This is a genomic window from Catenulispora pinisilvae (genome assembly GCF_015356865.1).
GTDB classification, from domain to species: domain Bacteria; phylum Actinomycetota; class Actinomycetes; order Streptomycetales; family Catenulisporaceae; genus Catenulispora; species Catenulispora pinisilvae.
The window spans coordinates 1-3,969 of the sequence record NZ_JAAFZA010000438.1; the positions used below are offsets into that span (position 1 = coordinate 1).

Annotated in this window: 1 protein-coding gene; it reads left to right on the forward strand. The window is 67.3% G+C overall.

Translation table 11 applies throughout. From position 1 onward, the window contains the following. A partial coding sequence (locus IZR01_RS48525; protein WP_194927818.1) for a non-ribosomal peptide synthetase occupies nt 1–3,969 on the forward strand: 3,969 nt, incomplete at both ends.

Genomic DNA, 3,969 nt, shown 5'->3' on the forward strand with positions numbered 1-3,969 from the left:
TGGCTGGGGATTTGGCGGGTGTGAGGGTTTTGGTTGGTGGTGAGGCGTTGGCTGTTGATTTGGCGCGTGATTTGGTGGGTGTGGCGGGGTCGGTGACGAATTTGTATGGCCCGACGGAGTCGACGATCTATTCGACGGCGGCCTGGGTGGATGCCGGGGCGGTGTCGATTGGTCGGCCGATCGCGAATACCCAGGTGTTTGTTCTGGATGGGATGTTGCAGCCGGTTCCGGCTGGTGTTGTCGGCGAGCTCTACATCGCTGGCGCCGGTCTGGCTCGGGGGTATTTGGGGCGCTCGGGGTTGACCTCGGAGCGGTTTGTGGCGGATCCGTTTGGTCCGGCGGGGTCGCGGATGTATCGCACCGGGGATCTGGCGCGTTGGAGCGTCGATGGCGTGGTGGAGTATCTGGGCCGCACCGATGACCAGGTGAAACTCCGTGGTTTCCGGATCGAGTTGGGTGAGATCGAGGCGGTTCTGGCCGGGCATGAGCTGGTGGCCGGGGCCGCGGTGTTGGTGCGGGAAGATCGGCCTGGGGACAAGCGTCTGGTCGCCTATGTCGTGCCGGTCGATGGTTCGACTGCCCTGGATGCTGGGGTGCTGCGTGAGCAGGTGGCCGGATCGGTGCCGGATTATATGGTGCCCTCGGCGTTCGTGGTGCTGGATGCGCTGCCGTTGACCCCGAACGGCAAGCTGAACCGCCGCGCCCTGCCGGCGCCGGAGTTCAGCGCGGTTACGGATGGTCGTGCTCCGCGGACGATGCCGGAGGAGATTCTCTGTTCTCTCTTCGCCGAGGTCCTGGGCCTGGAATCAGTGTCCATCGACGACAACTTCTTCGCACTCGGCGGCCACTCGCTGCTGGCTACGCGTCTGGTGAGCCGGGTGCGCTCGGTGTTGGGCGTGGAGTTGGGCCTGCGGGTTCTGTTCGAGGCGCCGACGGTGGCAGGGATCGCGGCACGTCTGGACGCGGGTTCTGATACGCGTCGTGTGGCGTTGCGGCCGGTGGTGCGTCCGGAGCGGGTGCCGTTGTCGTTTGCGCAGCGTCGGTTGTGGTTCTTGAGCCGACTGGAGGGTCCGTCGGCGACCTACAACATCCCGCTGGTCGTGCGGCTGTCCGGTGATCTGGATCAGGGGGCTTTGAAGGCTGCTCTTCTCGATGTTCTTGCCCGGCATGAGAGTTTGCGGACTGTCTTCCCGCAGGTCGATGGTGAGCCGTTCCAGCAGGTGCTGCCAGTTGAACAGCTCGCGACCCTGGCGGATCTGGTGGTGCAGGACTCCTCGCCGGAGACGATCGCCGCTGACATTGCCGTGACGGTGGGTTCGACGTTCGATCTGGAGTCGCAGATTCCGGTGCGGGCGCATCTGCTGGTGCCTGCTCCGCACGAGTTCGTGTTGGTCGCGGTGGTGCATCACGTTGCTGGTGATGGTTGGTCGCTGGGGCCGTTGGCGCGGGATCTGGCTGCTGCCTATACGGCTCGTGTCGGTGGCGCGGCACCGGTGTGGGAGCCGTTGCCGGTGCAGTACGCGGATTACACCTTGTGGCAGCGGGAACTGCTCGGCGACGAAGACGACCCCGAGAGCGTCTTCGCCGAGCAGGTCGGCTTCTGGCAGCAGGCGCTGTCCGGCATTCCGGATCAGCTGGAGCTGCCGTTCGACCGCCCGCGCCCGGCAGTCGCCAGCCATCGCGGACACAGTGTCGCTTTCGAGATCCCTGCCGACCTCTACCAGCATCTGACCCGGATCACCCGGGCCGGCGGCGTGACCCTCTTCATGGTGCTGCAGGCCTCACTCGCCGTCCTGCTCTCGCGGCTGGGCGCGGGCACCGACATCCCCATCGGCGCGGCGATCGCCGGCCGCACGGATGCCGGACTGGACGACCAGGTCGGCTTCTTCGTCAACTCGCTCGTGATGCGCACCGACGTGTCGGGCGACCCGACGTTCGCAGAGCTCGTCGATCGGGTCCGCGACGCCGACCTGTCGGCCTTCGGGCATCAGGACATCCCGTTCGACCGCCTGGTCGAGGTCCTCGCCCCGGCCCGGTCGCTGGCGCGGCATCCGCTGTTCCAAGTCATGCTCACCGTCCAGAACAATGCCGCCGCGGCGTTGGACATGCCGGGTCTGCAGGTGGATTTGCACGCGCTGGACCGCACCGCGGCCCAGTTCGACCTTGAGGTCAACGTCGCGGAGTTCCTCGATGAGACGGGCCGCCCCGCGGGCCTGCGCGGCTTCGTGACCGGCGCCACCGACCTGTTCGACGTGGTCTCGATCGAGAGGATCACGCACCGTTTCCTGCGGGTGCTGGCCGCGGTGACGGAGAACCCGGAGATCCGAGTCCGGGAGGTCGAACTCCTGGACGAGTCCGAATCCCGCCTGGTCCTTGAGACGTGGAACGACACAGCGGCCGAGGTGTCCTCCTCGACACTGCCCCAGCTGTTCGCGATGCAGGCAGCGCGGACGCCTGACGCGGCGGCGCTGGTCTTCGGCGACGAGCAGCTGACGTATCAGGAGCTGGATGCTCGGTCGAACCGGCTGGCCCGCTTCTTGACCGACCGCGGCGTGCGGGCCGAATCAGTGGTCGGACTCTGTCTGCCGCGCGGCATCGACATCGTGGTGGCCATCCTCGCCGTCTGGAAGGCCGGCGGCGCGTACGTGCCCCTGGACCCGGACCTCCCGGTGGACCGGATCGCCTTCATGGTTCAGGACGCCTCCCCGGTGTGCCTGCTCACGGACTCCGCTGTCGCCCCGTCGCTGGGCCCGATCGCTGGGATCCCGTTGCTGGCGCTGGACGATCCGGCGGTGGCCGAAGCCGTCGCGGCCCAGTCGCCGGCGAGCCCGGACAACGGGGCCGACGGTGATCGACTGGCCTACGTGATCTACACGTCCGGCTCGACCGGCGTCCCGAAGGGCGTGCAGGTATGCCATGGCAGCGTGGTGAACCTGCTGTCGGTGTTCGTGCCGGCCTTGGGCGTGGGTCCCGGCATACCGGTGCTGCAGTTCGTCTCGTTCAGCTTCGACGCCTCGGTGTTCGACCTGGTGGTCGTGCTCTCCAGTGGCGGAACCCTCGTGGTGGCCTCGGCCCGGGAGCGTGCCGAACCGGAGCTGTTGACCGGTCTGGTGCGTCAGGCCGGCGTGACGGCCGCCAGCCTGGTGCCGTCGCTGCTGGCCGTGCTGGATCCGGCGGAGGCGGCGGCGATCAGCAGCATGGTGGTCGGCTCCGAGCCGGTGTCCGAGCTGCTGGGCCGGGTCTGGGGCGAAGGCCGGAAGCTGATGGTCGCCTACGGCCCGACCGAGGCCACGGTGATGGTCACCTATGGGCAGGTGGACCCGGGATCAGGGCGGACTCCGTCGATCGGGTCGCCGATCGCGAATACGCGGACTTATGTCCTCGACGGATTCCTGAACCCGATGCCCCTCGGGGTGGCCGGGGAGCTGTATGTCGCCGGAACCCAGTTGGCGCGGGGATACCTGGGCCGGGCCGGTCTGACGTCGGAGCGGTTCGTGGCGGATCCTTTCGGTCCGGCGGGGTCGCGGATGTATCGGACGGGTGACCTGGCTCGGTGGGCATCGGACGGCTCCGGAGTTCTGGAGTTCGCCGGACGCTCGGACGACCAGGTGAAGGTTCGGGGTTTCCGGATCGAGCTGGGTGAAGTCGAAGCGGTTCTGGCCGGGCACGATGCCGTGTCCCAGGTCGCGGTTGTCGTTCGCGAGGACCGTCTTGGTGACAAGCGCCTGGTGGCGTATCTCGTTGCGGAGAGCGTAGACGGCGTGGATGTGTCGGTGTTGCGGGAGCGTGCGGCCCGGTTGTTGCCGGATTACATGGTGCCGTCGGCGTTTGTGGTGCTGGACGCGCTGCCGCTGACTGTGAACGGGAAGTTGGATCGTCGTGCTCTGCCGGTGCCGGAGTTCGGTGGTGCTGTGGATGGTCGTGGGCCGCGGACTGTTCGTGAGCGGTTGTTGTGTGAGGCTTTTGCTG